Origin of the sequence: Deinococcus indicus, assembly GCF_002198095.1 — a bacterium.
GTDB classification, from domain to species: Bacteria; Deinococcota; Deinococci; order Deinococcales; family Deinococcaceae; genus Deinococcus; species Deinococcus caeni.
In genome coordinates, this window is record NZ_NHMK01000010.1 from 62,683 (window position 1) to 77,865 (window position 15,183).

At 71.1% G+C, this 15,183-nt stretch carries 13 protein-coding genes; 8 read left to right on the forward strand and 5 right to left on the reverse strand.

Annotation, left to right across the window (positions count from 1 at the left end; translation table 11 throughout):
- Nucleotides 1-17: 17 nt before the first annotated feature.
- The 6 genes from CBQ26_RS07450 to CBQ26_RS07470 all read left to right on the forward strand — a co-directional run bounded on the left by CBQ26_RS07450 (nucleotide 18) and on the right by CBQ26_RS07470 (nucleotide 6,639).
- A complete protein-coding gene (locus CBQ26_RS07450; protein WP_088248019.1) occupies nucleotides 18-746 on the forward strand; it encodes an ABC transporter ATP-binding protein in 729 nt (242 codons plus the stop codon).
- Nucleotides 747-1,053: 307 nt separating this feature from the next.
- Nucleotides 1,054-1,494: a spore coat protein U domain-containing protein gene (locus tag CBQ26_RS07455; RefSeq protein ID WP_172417970.1), complete on the forward strand. Its 441-nt coding sequence runs from the start codon at nucleotides 1,054-1,056 to the stop codon at nucleotides 1,492-1,494.
- Nucleotides 1,495-1,499: 5 nt separating this feature from the next.
- Nucleotides 1,500-2,225: a fimbrial biogenesis chaperone gene (locus CBQ26_RS07460; protein ID WP_088248021.1), complete on the forward strand. Its 726-nt coding sequence runs from the start codon at nucleotides 1,500-1,502 to the stop codon at nucleotides 2,223-2,225.
- Complete coding sequence (locus CBQ26_RS21775; RefSeq protein ID WP_172417971.1) at nucleotides 2,222-4,456, forward strand: hypothetical protein; 2,235 nt, start codon at nucleotides 2,222-2,224, stop codon at nucleotides 4,454-4,456. Before CBQ26_RS07460 ends, CBQ26_RS21775 begins: the two co-directional genes overlap by 4 nt.
- Complete coding sequence (locus CBQ26_RS21780; protein WP_172417972.1) at nucleotides 4,447-4,953, forward strand: spore coat protein U domain-containing protein; 507 nt, start codon at nucleotides 4,447-4,449, stop codon at nucleotides 4,951-4,953. Before CBQ26_RS21775 ends, CBQ26_RS21780 begins: the two co-directional genes overlap by 10 nt.
- A 237-nt stretch (nucleotides 4,954-5,190) precedes the next feature.
- Nucleotides 5,191-6,639 (forward strand): NAD-dependent succinate-semialdehyde dehydrogenase, encoded by a 1,449-nt coding sequence (locus tag CBQ26_RS07470; protein ID WP_088248023.1) that lies wholly within the window; start codon nucleotides 5,191-5,193, stop codon nucleotides 6,637-6,639.
- Nucleotides 6,640-7,140: 501 nt separating this feature from the next.
- Here CBQ26_RS07470 and CBQ26_RS07475 read toward each other — a convergent pair.
- Nucleotides 7,141-7,335, reverse strand: coding sequence for a hypothetical protein (locus CBQ26_RS07475; RefSeq protein WP_088248024.1), 195 nt, complete (start codon nucleotides 7,333-7,335; stop codon nucleotides 7,141-7,143).
- 155 nt (nucleotides 7,336-7,490) lie between these two features.
- A complete protein-coding gene (locus tag CBQ26_RS07480; protein WP_088248025.1) occupies nucleotides 7,491-9,287 on the reverse strand; it encodes an acyl-CoA dehydrogenase in 1,797 nt (598 codons plus the stop codon).
- 210 nt (nucleotides 9,288-9,497) lie between these two features.
- On the opposite strand from CBQ26_RS07480, the gene CBQ26_RS07485 reads away from it, so the two are divergent.
- Both CBQ26_RS07485 and CBQ26_RS07490 read left to right on the forward strand, forming a co-directional pair.
- The gene (locus tag CBQ26_RS07485) at nucleotides 9,498-10,472 is read left to right on the forward strand and encodes an NADPH:quinone oxidoreductase family protein (protein ID WP_088248026.1); all 975 of its coding nucleotides are present in this window, start codon (nucleotides 9,498-9,500) and stop codon (nucleotides 10,470-10,472) included.
- Nucleotides 10,469-10,942, forward strand: coding sequence for a MerR family transcriptional regulator (locus CBQ26_RS07490; RefSeq protein WP_088248027.1), 474 nt, complete (start codon nucleotides 10,469-10,471; stop codon nucleotides 10,940-10,942). The genes CBQ26_RS07485 and CBQ26_RS07490 overlap by 4 nt, the downstream gene beginning before the upstream one ends.
- 236 nt (nucleotides 10,943-11,178) lie before the next feature.
- On the opposite strand, the gene CBQ26_RS07495 is transcribed toward CBQ26_RS07490, so the two are convergent.
- From CBQ26_RS07495 to CBQ26_RS07505, 3 genes are read right to left on the reverse strand one after another with little or no spacing between them, the layout of a single operon-like run.
- Nucleotides 11,179-13,386 carry a xanthine dehydrogenase family protein molybdopterin-binding subunit gene (locus CBQ26_RS07495; RefSeq protein ID WP_088248028.1) on the reverse strand — a complete coding sequence of 736 codons (2,208 nt, stop codon included), beginning with the start codon at nucleotides 13,384-13,386 and terminating at the stop codon, nucleotides 11,179-11,181.
- Complete coding sequence (locus CBQ26_RS07500) at nucleotides 13,383-14,357, reverse strand: FAD binding domain-containing protein (RefSeq protein ID WP_088248029.1); 975 nt, start codon at nucleotides 14,355-14,357, stop codon at nucleotides 13,383-13,385. Before CBQ26_RS07500 ends, CBQ26_RS07495 begins: the two co-directional genes overlap by 4 nt.
- Nucleotides 14,354-14,980 (reverse strand): 2Fe-2S iron-sulfur cluster-binding protein, encoded by a 627-nt coding sequence (locus tag CBQ26_RS07505; protein WP_088248030.1) that lies wholly within the window; start codon nucleotides 14,978-14,980, stop codon nucleotides 14,354-14,356. The genes CBQ26_RS07500 and CBQ26_RS07505 overlap by 4 nt, the downstream gene beginning before the upstream one ends.
- Nucleotides 14,981-15,183: the final 203 nt, after the last annotated feature.

Sequence of the window (15,183 nt, forward strand, 5' to 3'; positions counted from 1 at the left end):
CAGCCCAGGAGAACCGCATGACCGCCTCCCTGCACACCCAGCCCACGCCCGCCCAGCCGCACCCTTCGCCGTCCAACCCGCCCACGCTGTCGCTGCGCGCGGTCAGCAGAACCTACGGGGACGGCGACGGCACCGTCACGGCCCTGCACCCGACCACGCTCGATGTGCGGCCCGGCGAACTCGTCGCGGTCAGCGGCCCCAGCGGTAGCGGCAAGAGCACCTTCCTGGCCCTGGCCGGCGCGCTTCTGCAGCCCAGCACCGGTCAGGTCCTGATCGCCGGGCAGGACGTCACGGCGCTCCCGGCCGCCGCGCTGCCTGCCTTCCGCCTGAAGCAACTGGGGTTCGTGCTTCAGAGCAGCAACCTGATCCCGTACCTGACCGTGCGCGAACAGCTGACGCTGGTCACCCACCTCACCGGTCAGGACGCACACGCCGGTCGGACCCGCGCGGACGCCCTGCTGCGCACCCTGGGCCTGGGCGACCGGGCCGGGCACTACCCGGCGGCCCTGAGCGGCGGTCAGCGGCAGCGGGTGGCCGTCGCGCGCGCCCTGATGAACGACCCGCAGCTGATCCTGGCCGACGAACCTACCGCCAGCCTGGACGGCCCGCGCGGCCGTGAAGTCGTGCAGATGCTCGCCCAGCAGGTCCGGGAGCGCGGCCGGGCCGCCGTGATGGTCACGCACGACGACCGCGTGCTGGACCTGTGCGACCGCGTGTTACACATCGTGGACGGCCGCCTGAACTGAGGCCGGAATCCGTATGACACAATCCTCACCTGACCGCCCGTGAAGCTGCGCAGCACACACAAACCCGTTCCGGCAACCAGACCGACCCGCCAGAGCAGAAGCCGTCAACCGTCCGCCGCAGGACCTCCGGAGGCACATCTTTTCGTGTTTGGCACGTCAGAAAACTGGAATGTCACACCAGAACCCGGCTGACCCGGTCTTCATCTGGAACGCTGTGACAGGCGCGAGACCGGCCCCCCGGCACACTGAGTCTCAAGTTGCACTCCCTGACCGGAACGGTCGGACGGCCAGTGCATCGGGAGGCCTCATGAAACAGTTCCTGACCACTGCGCTGCTGCTCTCCGGTTCCGCCCTCGCTGCCACCAGCACCGGCACCCTCACGATCAACGCCACGGTGAACGCCTCCTGCACCCTGGCCAGCAGCACCCTGAACCTGGGCAACTACAACTTCGTTTCCGGCAGCGCCGGCACTGCCAACCTGGCAGTCACCTGCAACGTGCCCACCCTATTCACGGTCTCCGCCGACCAGGGCAAGAACTACAGCGGCGGCCTGCGCATGAAACACACCAGCCTCGACCAGTACCTGAACTACACCATGGTCACCACGCCCGTCGGGTTCTCCACCGGCGCCGTGCCCCTGGGCGGCGACTTCTCCACGAACGTCGCGGTCCTCGTGACGGCCACCGGCGCGCAGGTCGCCAGCGCCGGCAACTACTCCGACGTGGTGACCCTGACTCTGGAATACTGAGGCGCATGCTCCGGTCCCGCCCAGAACGCAGCGCCCTCCGGTCCCGGACCGGGCGGCGCTTCCTGCATGGCGCCCTGCTGGGCCTGCTGACCCTGGGCGCGCCCGTGGCGGCGCAGGGCGCGCCGGGCAGTTTTGCCCTGACAGTCAGCCCGACCACGCTGACCCTCGCGCCGGGCGCGCGGACAGTCAGCGTGACCGTCTCGAACTCCGGCACGCAGCCCGTCGTGTTCAGCGCGCAGCTGCTGCGCTGGACGCAGTCCGGCACTGACGCCCTGAACACCACGCCGGACATGATCGTGGCGCCCGCGCAGGTCACCCTGCCCGCCGGTGGACGGCAGGTGCTGAGGCTGGCGAGACTGGGTGCCCCCCCCACCGGTCAGCAGGCCTACCGACTGCTGCTGACCCAGCAACCCGCGAGTGGCGGGACCGGCGTGCAGACCCTGCTGCGCCTGAGCGTGCCGCTGTTCGACGGGCCGCGCGGCGAGCCGCAGGTGCAGGCCCGGCAGCAGGGCCGCGTCCTGACCCTGCACAACACCGGCAGCGGCCACGCGAAACTCGGGGCGCTGGAAGCGCAGCTGGCCGGCAACTGGGTCCCGCTGGGCCTGACGTACGTGCTGCCGGGCGCGCAGCGCACCCTGACCCTCCCGGCCGAGGGGACCGTGACTGGCCTGCGGTATCTCGCCGACGACGGCCGCGTGACCGGGCTGCCACTGGACCCGGACCGCCCGTGACCCGCCGGGCCGGCCTGCTGGCCCACCTGCTGTTCCCGCTGCTGCTCGCGGGCGTGCCCGGCGCGGGGGCCGCGCCGGCAACCCCGCCACCGGCCCCCCCGTCCGGCACCACCTCCGGGTGCGTGAGCGTCCCAGCGGCCGCGCAGCTGCCGGTGGAACTGACGGACGGCCGCGCCGTGCTGGGTGAGACGCTGGCCGCCCAGATAGACGGGCAACTGTTGATCCTCGCGGCCGACGCGCCGCTGATCGGCCTGACCAGCGACTGCGCCCCTGAACTGTTCACGCCCCTGAACGTCCCCGCCCAGCTGGACCCGGAAACCCTGACCCTGACCGTGCAGCCCGGCGCGGCCTTCTACGGCGACCAGCAGAGCGGCGAGTCGGCCATTCCCGCGCAGCCCGCCGGCGGCGCGGTCCTGCACTCCAGCGTGACGGTGCAGACGACCCAGCCGGGCGACCTGAGTGTCAGCGCCGCCCTGAACCTGGAGGCGCAACTGCCCGGCGGGGCGGGCGTGGTGGCGGCGGTCAGCGGCGCGCTGCCCTTGTCCAGTCCGGACCCGGCCGCCAGCCCGGACCCGGTCGCCGACGCGGGCAGTCCGGCCGGAACAGGTCAGGCCGCAGAGGGTCAGATCGCGGCCGGTCAGGTCGGAGCCGGGTACGTGTTCCTGCGCCGCCCGGACGCGGCGGGCGGCACCTGGGAAGTCCGGGGCGGGCTGCTGCCGGGCCTGGACGGCGGCGCGCCGGGCTTCAGCGTGCAGCGCCGCGCGCCGCAGCCGCCCCTGCCGGACGTGTGGATCGAGTCGGCCACGCCCGCCACGTACGTCCTGCGGATCGGTGAGGCGGTCCTGACGGCCGGGACGGTCCCGGCGGGACGCACGCAACTGCGTGACCTGCCCTTCCCGGCGGTGGCGGGGACGGCCACGCTGAGCGTCACGGACGCCGCCGGCACCCGCGAGCAGCGCCTCTCCTTCGACGCGCGGGCCGGGCGGCGCACGCCGGGCGAGATCGAGGGCCGCGTCGAGTACCGCCGCACCACCCGGCACGAGTGGGACACGCAGCTGCGCTGGACGGCCCGCGAGGTCGAGTACATCCTGGACGCCAGCCTGGGCGCGCAGGACCGCCTGGGCCTGAGCGCCCAGGGAGCCGTCACGGCCGCCGGGCAGCCCGTGACTCTGAACGGCCGCGTGACGGCCGTCCGCGACAGGTCCGGCCCGACCCTGACGACCGAGGCGGGCGTGCAGGGCGGGCGTGGCAACGTGCAGTTCGGGGCGCGCGCCCAGGGCAGCTGGACGCCCGGCGGGCTGGAGCGCTGGCAGGTGCAGGCTAGCGCCGACTGGCAGGGACCGTGGGGCGCGGCGCAGGCGCAGATCGCCGGCGGTCACGGTAGCGCCGGCGCGGAGCTGAGCGCCTCGGCCCGCACCGCCCTGCCGCGCGAGTGGCTCCCGGCCGGCTGGAGCGCCCGCCTGGGCGTCACGGCGGCCCGCATGGGCGATCAGGTCACCGGCCAGCTGCTGCTGACCCTCAGCCGCGCGCAGCCGGACCTGACCGTTGAGAGTGGCGCCCGCCACGACGGGAACGGCAGCGTCCCGGTGCTGAGCGCGCAGGGACCGCTGTACCTTCCGGGCTGGAACGCCTCGTACCGCGCCGACATCCTCCCGGACCCGGCCGTGACCGTCAGCGCCAGCGGACCGGTCTCGCTGCGCCTGAGCGGCACGCTCGGCCCGCCCGGCACGCTGGCCGCCGCGCTGGGCACCACCCTGACCCTGACCCCGACGCCCGCCCTGCTGCCCAGCGGGTTCAGCGGGCTGCTCCGGGTGCAGGTGGGTCAGCCGGGCGTGCCGCTCAGCGCCAACGGCGCCAGCGTCACGAGCGACGCGCGGGGCGTGGCGCACCTGCCGTTCCTGTCCGGTCAGGAGTTCCTGACGGTTGGCGTCGACATCGACCGGCTGCCGCTGGGCGTCACGGCCCGTCGGGAAAGCGTGCGCGTGCGGCTGGGCCGCGCGACCGTGCAGGTCGTGGACCTGAGCGGCGAGCTGCGGCGCGAACCGCTGCGCCGCCTGCCCGTCCCGCCGGACGCGGCGGTCACGCTGCGCGGGCAGCCGGTCCCGCTGCTCGGCGGCGGTTTCGTGCACGTCCCGGACGCCCGCGACGGCGACCCGCTGCTCGTGACCCTGCCCGGCGGGGAGCAGCGAACCTGCGTGTGGGGACCAGTAGAGGAGCTCCCGTGCCGTTGACCTCCGCCCGGCGCTGCCTGCGCTGGAGGCGCAGCCTGACCCTGGTCGTCTCCACCCTGTGCGGCGGGGCGCAGGCGGCCGTCACCTGCCTGCTCAGCGCCTCTCCCCTGTCGTTCGGCACGTACGACGCGACCCGCCTGACTCCCACGGCGGCCAGCGCGCCCATCAGCGTGTCCTGCCGGGCCACCTCCCTGCTGGACCCGCTGACCGTGCCGTTCCAGGTGGCGCTCGGGGCCGGGCAGGGCGGCAGTTACGCGGCGCAGGCGATGCTGGGCAATCCGTCAGGACGCCTGAACTACGGGCTGTTCACGCCCCTCGGTGCCCGCTGGGGCAACGGCAGCGACGGCACGTCCACGGCGGGCGGCGTGGTCCTGCTGCCTGCCCTGCTCGGCTCGCTGGGCGCGTCCCTGCTTACCGTGAACGGCGTGATCCCCGCCGGACAGCGGCCGTTCGCCGGAACGTACAGCGACGCCGTGACCATCACCGTCGAATTCTGATCCGCCGCCAGCGCGGTTCCGACAGGGGGATCCGTCCATCCGGACAGCCCGACGCAGCCGGTCGAGGCTGGCAGGTCGCAGCCACTATCATCGGGCCGACCCACCCGTCTCCCGGCCTGGCCTCCGCTGCGCCGTCCCTGCCAGCGCGGCTCCCTGCTGTCCCCCGACTTCTGCTGTCCTCCTGACTTCCCGCCACTCTCCCGCACCGGCGCGCCCGGCCCTTTTCCGGAGGTTCCCATGACCACCCTGCTGAACGATCCCGTCACCCGCTCCGAGGCTTACTTCGGCGGTGCGTGGCACGCCACGCCGAACACCTTCGAGGTCATTCATCCAGGCACGCTGGAACCCATCGGGTCGGTGGCGGACTGCACGGCCGACGACGCCCGGCGCGCCATCGACGCGGCCGGGGAGGCCCTGAAAGAGTGGCGGCGGGTCAACCCGTACCGACGCGGGCAGATCCTGCGGACATGGCATGACCTGATGCTGGAGCACCGGGAGCCGCTGGCCCGCCTGATGACGCTGGAGATGGGCAAACCCATCACCGAGACGCGCGGCGAGGTGCTCTATGCCGCCAGTTTCATCGAGTGGTGCGCCGAGGAGGCCAGCCGCATCGGCGGGGAGCGCGTACCCAGCCGCTTTGACCACAAGCGCGGCTTCACTGCCAGCGAACCGGTCGGCGTGGTGTACGCCGTGACGCCGTGGAACTTCCCGGCCGGGATGATCACCCGCAAGGCCGCGCCCGCCCTGGCCGCCGGTTGCGTCATGATCCTCAAACCCGCCGAGCAGAGCCCCATGACGGCGCTGTACCTCGCGGAGTTGTGGCTGGAGGCCGGCGGCCCGGCGAACACGTTGCAGGTGCTGCCCACCAGCGACGCCCCGTCGTTCAGCGCGCCGTTCATGGCGGACAGCCGCGTCCGGAAACTGACCTTCACGGGCAGTACCGCCGTGGGCCGCCTGCTGTACGGGCAGGCGGCGCAGACCCTCAAGCGCGTCAGCCTGGAACTCGGCGGGCACGCCCCGTTCCTGATCTTCGCGGACGCGGACCTGGAACGCGCGGCGCGCGAGGTGATCGGCAGCAAGTTCCGGAACGCCGGGCAGACCTGCATCAGCACCAACCGCGTGTACGTGCAGCGCGACGTGGCCGCCGAGTTCACGGCTGTCCTGTCCCGCCTGACCGGGGAATTGGTGCTGGGCGACCCCTTGCAGGACCGGACGAACGTGGGGCCGGTCGTCGAGCAGGCGGGACTGGACAAGGTCCGCGCGCAGGTTGAGGACGCCCTGGCCCGCGGCGCGCGGGCGGCGGTGGGCGGCGCACACCAGGGCGGACTGTACTTCCAACCGACGGTCCTGACGGACGTCCACCCGGACTCGCTGATCCTGCGGGAGGAGACGTTCGGGCCGGTCGCGCCCGTCGTGGCCTTCGACACCGAGCAGGAAGCCCTGGCGCTGGCGAACGACAGCGAGTACGGACTGGCCGCGTACGCGTACACCCGCGACCTGTCCCGCGCGTTCCGGGTGGCCGAGGCGCTCGAGTACGGCATCGTCGGCATCAACGACGGCGGTCCTAGCGCCGCCGCGCCGCAGATGCCGTTCGGAGGCATGAAGAACAGCGGCGTGGGCCGCGAGGGTGGCCACTGGGGTCTGGAGGAATACCTGGAAACGAAGTACATCAGCCTGGGCCTGTAACCGACCGAGGGGGGGTACCTCTGACAACTTTCTGACTGATACGGACTCGGATTGAATGGGCTGCAAAGCCCGTTCAATCCGAGCGGATGCGAGAAGGAGAGAGACGGGTTCCGGACGTGGAGCTGGCAATCCGGTGAAGTTCCGGATTGTCAGCGAAATAAACGGAATCCGTATGATGCCCCGGTGTGACGAGCCGCCGCGCAGACCATGAGAACCGGACGCCTGTATCAGGGCGTCCGGTCTGTGGTGTCTATGTTGTGCGTTCGGGTCGGCTTCATTCGTGTGCGGAGGCCTGTTCGGTGCGGGCGGGGTACAGGACCGGAACGGCGAGGAGGGGGACGGCGATGGCCAGCGCGGCGAAGAGGAGTTCCATGTCTTCCAGTGTGCCGCCCGGCCGCGCGGCGCTGATGACAGCGGTCTTGAGTTGCCGTGGAGCGGAACTTGAACGGGTGCCAAGGTGCCCTTAGGGTCAGCCAGAGAAAACACTCATGCGCCGGGCGTTCAGCTGAAGTGCGTGTCGTGCCGGACCCGCTGCGGCACTGGCGGGGCGCTGCGGGCCGGTTCGAGCGCGGGGATCAGGTCAGCGGCGTCCGGGTCGCGTGGGCCGCGCCAGCTCAGGTAGGCGCAGACCAGGCCGAATCCGACGCCCAGCAGCACCTGAAGGATGATTCCCCACATCAGCAGTTCCAGAAGCATGCCTCATGCTGACCGGGCGGGCATGACAGTTTTGTGACAAACTTCTCGGTGCTGCGGAGCCCTTCTGCCGCACTGAGAATCCGGAGCATCGCTGGATTGCCAGTTGCTCTCACTCTCGCTCTGCGGAGGGGCCTTACGAGTCGCTTCGCTCGGAATCAGAACCAGTCGGTGTGCATGTCGGTGGTGGTGCGGTCGGCGCTGGCGAGCAGGTCGGCGTGCGCGCGGACTTTCGGGAGTTCGTGCGTGGCGTAGAAGCGCGCGGCGTGCAGTTTGCCCTGGTAGAAGGGCTGGTCGCTGGGGCGCGCACCTGGCAGGGCGCGGGCGGCGGCGGTGGCCTGCCGCAGCCACATCCAGCCGACGACGGTGTGGCCCAGCATTTCCAGGGCGCTGTTCGCGTTCGCCAGCAGCAGGTCCGGGCCGAGTTCGGCGGCGCGGGGCAGCAGGGCGCTCAGGGCAGACGAGCACTGCGTGACGGCGGTGCGCAGCGCGGCGCGGATGTCGTCCAGGCCGCTCAGGTCGTCGCTGGCGTTCAGGTCGGCCTGGATGCGCGCCAGCAGGATTTCCAGGCCGCGTCCGCCCGCCTGGGTGAGTTTGCGGCCCAACAGGTCGTTGCCCTGGATGCCTTCCGTGCCCTCGTGGATGGGGTTGAGGCGGTTGTCGCGGTAGTACATCTCGACCGGGAAGTCGCGGGTGTACCCGGCGCCGCCCATGACCTGAATGGCGTCGCTGAGGGCTTCCTGGCTGTACCGGCTGGGCCAGCTTTTCACGATGGGGGTCAGCAGGTCCAGCAGCAGTCCGGTGTCTGTGCGCTCTGCTTCGGGGCCGGTCTGCAGGTCGTCCACGAGCAGGCTGGCGTACAGGCCGAGTGCCAGTCCGCCCTCTACGAAGGCCTTCTGGCGCAGCAGCAGGCGCCGGACGTCGGCGTGCTCGATGATCGGGACGGGCGGCGCGTGAGGGTCCTTGTTGCTGGCGTGGCGGCCCTGGCGGCGGTCGCGGGCGTACTCCAGGCTGGCGAGGTACCCGGCGGTGCCGAGCATGACGGCGCCCATGCCCACGCCGATGCGGGCCTCGTTCATCATGTGGAACATCTGCGCCAGTCCGCGCCCCGGTTCGCCCACGATCTCGCCGACCGTCTGGCCGCCCTCGCCGAAGTTCAGGAGGGTGTTGGTGGTGCCGCGGTAACCCATCTTGTGGTTCAGGCCCGCCAGGACGACGTGGTTGCTCTCGCCGACGCTGCCGTCCTCCTGCACGCGGTAGCGCGGCACGAGGAACAGGCTGATGCCCTTCACGCCGGCCGGGCCGCCCGCGATGCGGGCCAGGACGAGATGCACGATGTTCTCGCTCAGTTCGTGCTCGCCGCCCGAGATCCACATCTTGGTGCCGCTGATGGCGTACGTGCCGTCAGCGAGGGGCGTGGCGGTGGTGGTGATGTCGGCCAGTCCGGAGCCGGCCTGCGGTTCGCTGAGGGCCATGGTGCCGAACCAGCGGCCCTCCAGCAGCGGCAGCATGTACTTCTGCTGCTGTTGGGGCGACGCGAAGATGCGTTGCAGGTTGGCGTTCCCGATGGTCAGGAAGGGGTAGCCGCTGCTGCCCACGTTCGCCGCCTGGAAGTGCGCCTGCACGGCCTGCATGACCACCCACGGCAGTTGCAGGCCGCCGAGTTCCTCGTCGTGGTGGGCGCTGAAGAACCCGGCCTCGCGGAAGGCGCGCATGGCGTCCCCGACGGCGGCCGGGAGTTGCACGCGGCCGTCCACGACGTGCGGTTCGTTCAGGTCGCCCTCGCGGGTGTGGTTGGCGAAGTAGCGGTCGGCGATGGTGTAAGCGACGTTCAGGATGTCCTCGTACACCTCGCGGCTGTGTTCCGCGAAGCGGGGGCGGGCGGTCAGGGCCTCGGTGTCGAGGGCCTCGAACAGCTGGAATTGCAGGTCGCGTCGGTTCAGGAAGGGGGCCATGTGGGTCGCTCCTCGGGTGCTGGGAAGGGGGAAGGTGGGGCGGGCGGGCTCCGCCGGTCGGGGCTGTCCCGCGCGTCTGTGGATACCCAGAGCCTAGCGACAGTGAACGTACGCGTCAACTTTGAACGTGTGCGTCAAGACAGCTGGGTTAAGATGGGCGCACGGCCCCAATCCATCCACGCCCCGACCCCTTCCCCTGGAGGAATCCCCATGCGCGCACTCACCTGCACTGCCTTCGACCAGCCCGAAACCCTGACCGTCCTCGACACGCCCACCCCCGCCCCCGCGCCCGGCGAGGTGACCATCGAGGTCCACGCCGCCGGCGTGAATTACCCCGACGCGCTGATGGTCATGGGCCAGTATCAGGTGCGCCCCCCGCTGCCGTTCACGCCGGGCGCGGAGGCCGCCGGGATCATCACCGCCGTCGGCGAGGGCGTGCGCGGCCTGAGCGTCGGCCAGCGGGTCGCGGCGTTCACCGGGACCGGCGCGTTCGCCACGCACCTGAACGCTCCGGCCGCCGCGGTCATGCCCCTGCCGGACGGCATGGACCTCGGCGTGGCCGCCACGCTGCCGCTGGCGTACGGCACGGTCATGCACGCCCTGATCGACCGTGGGCAGGTCAGGGCCGGCGAGACCCTGTTGGTCCTGGGGGCCGCCGGGGGCGTGGGACTGGCCGCCATCATGATCGGCAAGGCGCTCGGCGCGCGCGTGATCGCCGCTGCCAGCACCGACGAGAAACTCGAACTGGCCCGCCAGCACGGCGCGGACGAGGTCATCAACTACGAACAGACCGACCTGAAGGACGCCCTGAAAGCATTGAGCGGCAAACAGGGCGTGGACGTGATCCTCGACCCCGTCGGTGACCGCTGGGCCGAGAGTGCCTTCCGCAGCGTCGCGTGGGGCGGCCGGTACCTCGTGATCGGCTTCGCCGGCGGCGAGATCCCGCGCCTGCCGCTGAACCTGCCGCTCCTGAAGGGCGCGTCGGTCGTGGGTGTGTTCTGGGGCGAGTTCGCGCGCCGCGACCCTGCCGGGAACGCCCGCAACCTCGCCCGGCTGGCCGGCTGGGTCATGGACGGCACGGTGCGGCCACTGGTCAGCGAACGCTACACCCTGGAGGACGGCCCGCGCGCCATGCGGGACCTGCTGGAACGCCGCGTGACCGGTAAAGTGATCATCACGCCGTGACCGACCCGACCCCACCCCAGCCCGACCCGACCCCGACCTTCTACACGACCGCCGAACTGGCCCGCGAGGCCGGCGTCACCCGCCGCACCGTCATGCACTACGCGGAGCTGAACCTCCTGACGCCCGATCAGGTGACCGCGTCCGGCCGGGCGCTGTACGGCCCGTACTCACTGCGGCTGCTGCGCGACCTGATCGACCTGCGCGCCCTGGGCATGACCCTGGAGGAAGCGCGGGACATGGTTATCCTGCGCCGCGCCACCCACGACATTCACGGTCACTACCGCCGGGACTGGACCCGCGCCGACATCCCCCTCGACGACACCCGCCTGAAAGCCCTGCACACCCGCCTGCGCGCCATCAACGCCGCCTTCGAGCGGCAGGCGAACAACATGGCCCGCTTCGACCGCTGGCTCACCAAACGTTTCACCGGGGGCGACCTGCCCGACCCGACCCCCGACGCGAACGGATAAGCAGCAGGAGGGCGGCGTCCGGGTGCGAAACACCCGGACGCCGCCCTGGTCTGTTCAGAGGCCCTGAAGCGCCCACCCGGCGGCCCTGAACTTGGCCGTCATACGGACTGCCGTTTGTTTCGCCGGCAATCCGGAATCGCACCGGATTGCCGGCTCCACGTCCGGAGGGGCGTTTCTCTCCAACTCGCTTCGCTCGGACCCAGCGGGCTTTGCAGCCCATTCAATCGGAGTCCGTATCAGTCGTCCCAGCCGGCCAGGATCTTATCGAGCGTGATGGGGAAGTCCCGCACGCGCACGCCCGTGGCGTTGTACACGGCGTTCGCGACGGCCGCGCCGACGCCGCTGATGCCCAGTTCCCCGAGGCCCTTGGCGCGCAGGGGGCTGGAGGCGTCGTCGAGTTCGTCGAGGAAGATGACGTCCATGTCGGGAATGTCCGCGTGGACCGGCACGTGGTACTCACCGAGGTCGTGGTTCACGAACAGGCCCAGGTCGTGGTCCACGTGCAGTTCCTCCATGAGGGCCGACCCGATGCCCATGGTCATGCCGCCCAGGCACTGGCTGCGGGCCGTGACGGGGTTCAGGATGCGGCCGGCCCCGACGACGCTCAGGGCGCGGTTCACGCGGATCTCGGCGGTGTGGGCGTTCACGCGGACCTCCACGAAATGCGCGCCGAAGCCTGCCTGAGCGAACTGCTCGTCGAGATCGCCGTACGTCATGCTGCCGGTGGCACTGACGCCCTCTTTGCCGGCCAGTTCGCTCAGTTCGGTGCATTCGGCGCCCTGCCAGACCTTGCCGCTCCGGAACACAGCGTCCGCGTACGGGTAGCCGGCCTGTTTCGCGAGGTCGCGGCGCAGGGCGTCGCAGGCGGCGTAAACGCCGGCGGACGCGCTGTTCGCGCCCCAGGAGCCGCCGGAGCCGCTGGACGCCGGGTACTCGCTGTCGCCCAGGCGGACCTGCACCTGTTCCAGAGTCAGGCCCAGCATCTCGGCGGCGACCTGCCCGAGGATGGTGTAACTGCCGGTGCCGATGTCGGTCATCTGCGTCTCGACGGTCAGGGTGCCGCCGGGTTCGAGGCGGACGGTCGCGCCGGACGGTTTGACGAGGTTCGTGCGGAACGCGGAGGCCACGCCGTACCCGATCAGCCACTCGCCTTCCTGTCGTTCGCGGGGCGTGCGGGGGCGGCCGTCCCAGCCGAAGGCCCTGGCGCCGGTCCGCAGCGCCTGCGCGAGCTTGCGGGACGAGAACGGCCGTTTCGGGCCTTTCTCCGGGTCGAACTGCACGTCGTTCATCAGGCGCAGTTCGACCGGATCCACGCCCAGTTTCTCGGCAAGTTCGTCCATCGCGCCCTCGATGGCGAGCATCCCGACGGCCTCGCCGGGGGCGCGCATGGACGCGCCGGGCGGCAGGTCCAGTTCGGACTGACGGGTGCGGATCTGGCGGTTCGGGCCGGCGTACAGGTATTTCGTCTGTTCGCAGGCGGGTTCGCTGTCCCCGCCGGGCAGGTTGCCGGTCCAGGTGTCGTGCCCGACGGCCGAGAGGTTTCCGGCGTGGTCCGCGCCGAGCCGGACGCGCTGGATGGTCGCGGCGCGGTGCGAGGTGTTGTTGAAGATCAGCGGGCGTTGCAGCGCTGTCTTGACCGGGCGGCCCAGCACCCTCGCGGCGGCGGCCGACAGCACGGCGTCCGAGAAGAACAGCAGTTTCGTCCCGAAGCCCCCGCCCACGTACGCGCTGATCACGCGGACGTTCTTCTGCGGCACCTTCAGCGTCATGGCCAGCCCGCGCTTGACCCAGTGGACGACCTGATGCGCGGTGTGCACGGTCAGCTCCTCGCCTTCCCAGTGGGCGATGGTGGCGTGCGGTTCCATCGGCGCCTGCGACTGGTCCGGCGTGGTGTAGGTCAGGTCGACCGTCACGGCGGCCGCGCCGAAGGCTTCCTCGAAGTCGCCGACCACGCTGTCGGCGGCATCGTCCGGTTCCTTGCCTTCCTCCAGGGTGTCAGCCAGGGTGAACTGGCCGGGCGTGACGTCGTACGTGACCCGGATCAGGTGCGCGGCGGCACGCGCCTGCTCGAAGGTTTCTGCGACCACGAACGCGACCGCCTGGTGGTAGTGGCGGATCTCGGGACCGGCCAGTTGCGGCGAGGCGTCCTCCTGCTGCGGGACGGGCGTGTCGGACGCGCCCTGGGCGGGCATGTTCTCGTGCGTGAGGACCAGCAGCACGCCCGGCGCGGCCTCGGCGGCGGCGGTGTCGATGGCCGTGATCCGCCCCCGGGCGACGCCCGCACCGAGCACGAAGCCGTACGTGGGCGCCTCGGGCAGCCTGTACTCGTAGGCGTAGGGGGCCTGTCCCGTGACCTTCAGCGGCCCCTCGATGCGGGTGTGGGGGCGGGTGACGACGCGTTCCTGATCGATGGGGTTGGTCGTGGCGGGCTGGTCGAACTTCATTTCTGCCCTCCGGTGGTGCTGTGCTCCTCCAGCACGGCGCTCAGGGTGCGGCGCAGCAGCGGGACCTTAAAGGCGTTCTGTTCGGTGGGTCGGGCGTCCGCGAAGGCGGCGTCGATCACGGCGCGCGCGCGGGCGACCGGTCCGGCGTCGGCGGCGGCCTTCTCGGCGGCCGGATCACGCCACGGGCGGGGCGCGACCCCACCGAACGCGAAGCGGGACTCCCGGCCGTTCAGGATCGCCGCGACCGACACCAGTGCAAAGGCGTACGACGCGCGGTCGCGGACCTTGCGGTACACGTGCGTGCCGCCGGGTGGGGGCGGCAGCGTGACGCCCGTGATGAGTTCCCCGGCTTCCAGCGTAGTTTCGAGGTGGGGCGTGTCGCCCGGCAGGCGGTAGAAGTCGTCCAGCGCCAGGGTGCGCTCGGTGCCGTCGGCCTTCAGGGTGTTCACGGTCGCGTCGAGCACGCGCAGCGCGACTGCCATATCAGACGGGTGCTGCGCGATGCAGGCGTCGGACGTGCCGATCACGGCCAGCGGGCGGCTCAGGCCGGTCAGGGCCGCGCAGCCGCTGCCGGGCTCGCGTTTGTTGCAGGGCAGGTTGGTGTCGTAGAAGTACGGGCAGCGCGCCCGTTGCAGCAGGTTCCCGCCGGTCGTGGCCTTGTTGCGGATCTGCCCGGACGCACCGGCCACGATGGCGCGCGAGAGCACCGCGTAGTCGGCCCGCACGCGCGGGTGGCTGGCGAGGTCGGTGTTCGTGACGAGTGCGCCCACGTGCAGGCCCCCGTCCGCGGTGTCCGTGACCGCGTTCAGTTCCAGCCGGTTGATGTCCACGAGGTGCGCGGGCCGCTCAATGTCCAGTTTCATCAGGTCGAGCAGGTTGGTGCCGCCCGCGATGAACTTGGCGCCCTCGGCCAGGGTCGCCCCGGCGGCGGCCTGCGGCGTGGCCGCCCGTTCGTACGTGAAGGCCCTCACTGGCCAACTCCGTTCTGCGCGGCTCCAGGCTGCGCGGTGCCGTTCTGGGAGGCTCCGTTCTGGGAGGCGTGGACCTCGCTGACGGCCGCGATGATGTTCGGGTACGCGGCGCAGCGGCAGAGGTTGCCGCTCAGGCGTTCGCGCAGTTCGTCGGCGCTGAAGCGCACGTCGTCCAGGTCGGCAGTGACGTGGCTGGGCACGCCGCGCGCGATCTCGTCGAGCGTGCCCACCGAGGAGCACAGCTGCCCCGGCGTGCAGTACCCGCACTGGTAGCCGTCGTGACGGATGAAGGCGTCCTGAAGCGGGTGAAGGTCGTCGGGCGTGCCCAGTCCCTCAATGGTCGTGACGGCCTGACCGTCGTGCATGACGGCCAGCGTCAGGCAGCTCAGGACGCGCTGGCCGTCCAGCAGGACCGTGCAGGCCCCGCACTGGCCGTGGTCGCAGCCTTTCTTGGTGCCGGTCAGGTGCAGGTGCTCGCGCAGCGTGTCGAGCAGCGAGACGCGCGGGTCCAGTTCAAGGGTGCGTTCCTGGCCGTTGACGGTGAGGGTGACGGGCAGGGTCGCCGGGACCGGCTGGGGCCCTTCCGAGGGGGCGGCTCCCTGGGGAGCGGTGGGTGGGGTCATCGGTGGTTCCTCCGTGAAAGGGCGCGCCGGTGGGCGGCGCGGCTGGCAGCAGCATGAGCGGTGGACGCGCCGGGCACGCGGGAGTTTCGTGAAGTGCTGTTCATGGTCGCGCCCGTCGGGGCGTGTGGTCCAGGAACCAGGAGGCTGTCAGGAGATGGGCCGGCAGGCTTTTCACATGAATTAGAAGTTGAATATTAGATAGG

What these genes read in the sequence shown, in the direction of transcription:
- CBQ26_RS07505 (WP_088248030.1), bottom strand. Translation starts at nt 14,980, where the DNA reads ATGACCCCACCCACCGCTCCCCAGGGAGCCGCCCCCTCGGAAGGGCCC.
- CBQ26_RS07495 (WP_088248028.1), bottom strand. Translation starts at nt 13,386, where the DNA reads ATGAAGTTCGACCAGCCCGCCACGACCAACCCCATCGATCAGGAACGC.
- CBQ26_RS07480 (WP_088248025.1), bottom strand. Translation starts at nt 9,287, where the DNA reads ATGGCCCCCTTCCTGAACCGACGCGACCTGCAATTCCAGCTGTTCGAG.
- CBQ26_RS07455 (WP_172417970.1), top strand. Translation starts at nt 1,054, where the DNA reads ATGAAACAGTTCCTGACCACTGCGCTGCTGCTCTCCGGTTCCGCCCTC.
- CBQ26_RS07470 (WP_088248023.1), top strand. Translation starts at nt 5,191, where the DNA reads ATGACCACCCTGCTGAACGATCCCGTCACCCGCTCCGAGGCTTACTTC.
- CBQ26_RS07475 (WP_088248024.1), bottom strand. Translation starts at nt 7,335, where the DNA reads ATGCTTCTGGAACTGCTGATGTGGGGAATCATCCTTCAGGTGCTGCTG.
- CBQ26_RS07450 (WP_088248019.1), top strand. Translation starts at nt 18, where the DNA reads ATGACCGCCTCCCTGCACACCCAGCCCACGCCCGCCCAGCCGCACCCT.
- CBQ26_RS07485 (WP_088248026.1), top strand. Translation starts at nt 9,498, where the DNA reads ATGCGCGCACTCACCTGCACTGCCTTCGACCAGCCCGAAACCCTGACC.
- CBQ26_RS07460 (WP_088248021.1), top strand. Translation starts at nt 1,500, where the DNA reads ATGCTCCGGTCCCGCCCAGAACGCAGCGCCCTCCGGTCCCGGACCGGG.